The organism is Kitasatospora sp. NPDC088351, assembly GCF_040685575.1.
Taxonomy (GTDB): domain Bacteria; phylum Actinomycetota; class Actinomycetes; order Streptomycetales; family Streptomycetaceae; genus Kitasatospora.
The window spans coordinates 1-1,641 of the sequence record NZ_JBFBIL010000140.1; the positions used below are offsets into that span (position 1 = coordinate 1).

General features: G+C 56.9%; 2 rRNA genes. Both read right to left on the reverse strand.

Going from position 1 to position 1,641, the window contains the following annotated elements:
- Positions 1-1,276: ribosomal RNA gene (locus tag AB0P06_RS36865) — 23S ribosomal RNA — on the reverse strand; the annotation flags it as partial.
- 280 nt (positions 1,277-1,556) lie between these two features.
- Positions 1,557-1,641, reverse strand: a 16S ribosomal RNA gene (locus AB0P06_RS36870); the annotation flags it as partial.

A 1,641-nucleotide genomic window follows, 5' to 3' on the forward strand; every position in this document is an offset into this window, starting at 1 on the left:
TGCTGCAATGACACGACTTCGGTGATGTGCTTGAGCCCCGCTACATTGTCGGCGCGGAATCACTTGACCAGTGAGCTATTACGCACTCTTTCAAGGGTGGCTGCTTCTAAGCCAACCTCCTGGTTGTCTCTGCGACTCCACATCCTTTCCCACTTAGCACACGCTTAGGGACCTTAGTCGGTGTTCTGGGCTGTTTCCCTCTCGACCATGGAGCTTATCCCCCACAGTCTCACTGCCACGCTCTCACTTACCGGCATTCGGAGTTTGGCTAAGGTCAGTAACCCGGTGAGGCCCATCGCCTATCCAGTGCTCTACCTCCGGCAAGAAACACGTGACGCTGCACCTAAATGCATTTCGGGGAGAACCAGCTATCACGGAGTTTGATTGGCCTTTCACCCCTAACCACAGGTCATCCCCCAGGTTTTCAACCCTGGTGGGTTCGGTCCTCCACGAAGTCTTACCTCCGCTTCAACCTGCCCATGGCTAGATCACTCCGCTTCGGGTCTTGGGCATGCAACTCAAACGCCCTATTCGGACTCGCTTTCGCTACGGCTACCCCACACGGGTTAACCTCGCTACACACCGCAAACTCGCAGGCTCATTCTTCAAAAGGCACGCAGTCACGGCCCACCAGCAAGCTGATGAACGACGCTCCCACGGCTTGTAGGCACACGGTTTCAGGTACTATTTCACTCCGCTCCCGCGGTACTTTTCACCATTCCCTCACGGTACTATCCGCTATCGGTCACCAGGGAATATTTAGGCTTAGCGGGTGGTCCCGCCAGATTCACACGGGATTTCTCGGGCCCCGTGCTACTTGGGAGATGAGCAAGCAAGCCGTACAGATTTCGTCTACGGGGGTCTTACCCTCTACGCCGGACCTTTCGCATGTCCTTCGACTACCCATACGGTTTCTGACTCGCCCAGCCGCCGGCAGACGACTGAAGCTCATTCCCACAACCCCACAAGCGCAACCCCTGCCGGGTCTCACACGCCCATGGTTTAGCCTCATCCGGTTTCGCTCGCCACTACTCCCGGAATCACGGTTGTTTTCTCTTCCTGCGGGTACTGAGATGTTTCACTTCCCCGCGTTCCCTCCACATACCCTATGTGTTCAGGTATGGGTGACAGCCCATGACGACTGCCGGGTTTCCCCATTCGGACACCCCCGGATCAAAGCTCGGTTGACAGCTCCCCGGGGCCTATCGTGGCCTCCCACGTCCTTCATCGGTTCCTGGTGCCAAGGCATCCACCGTGCGCCCTTAAAAACTTGGCCACAGATGCTCGCGTCCACTGTGCAGTTCTCAAACAACGACCAGTCACCCACACTCAGCAGCCCGAAGACCACCTCACATGAGACCGGCATCTCTGAAGCAACAGCCAAACGGCCGTTCCCTCAGGACCCAACAACGTGCCCGACACAGTCAATCCCGAAAAACGCTTTCCACGCCGAAGCAGTACTCACGACTCGATCTCTTCCTGTGCCGAATAGTCAACGTTCCACCCATGAGCAACCGTGCAGAACATTCGCCTGCAAGCGGCATATTGCTCCTTAGAAAGGAGGTGATCCAGCCGCACCTTCCGGTACGGCTACCTTGTTACGACTTCGTCCCAATCGCTGGTCCCACCTTCGACGGCTCC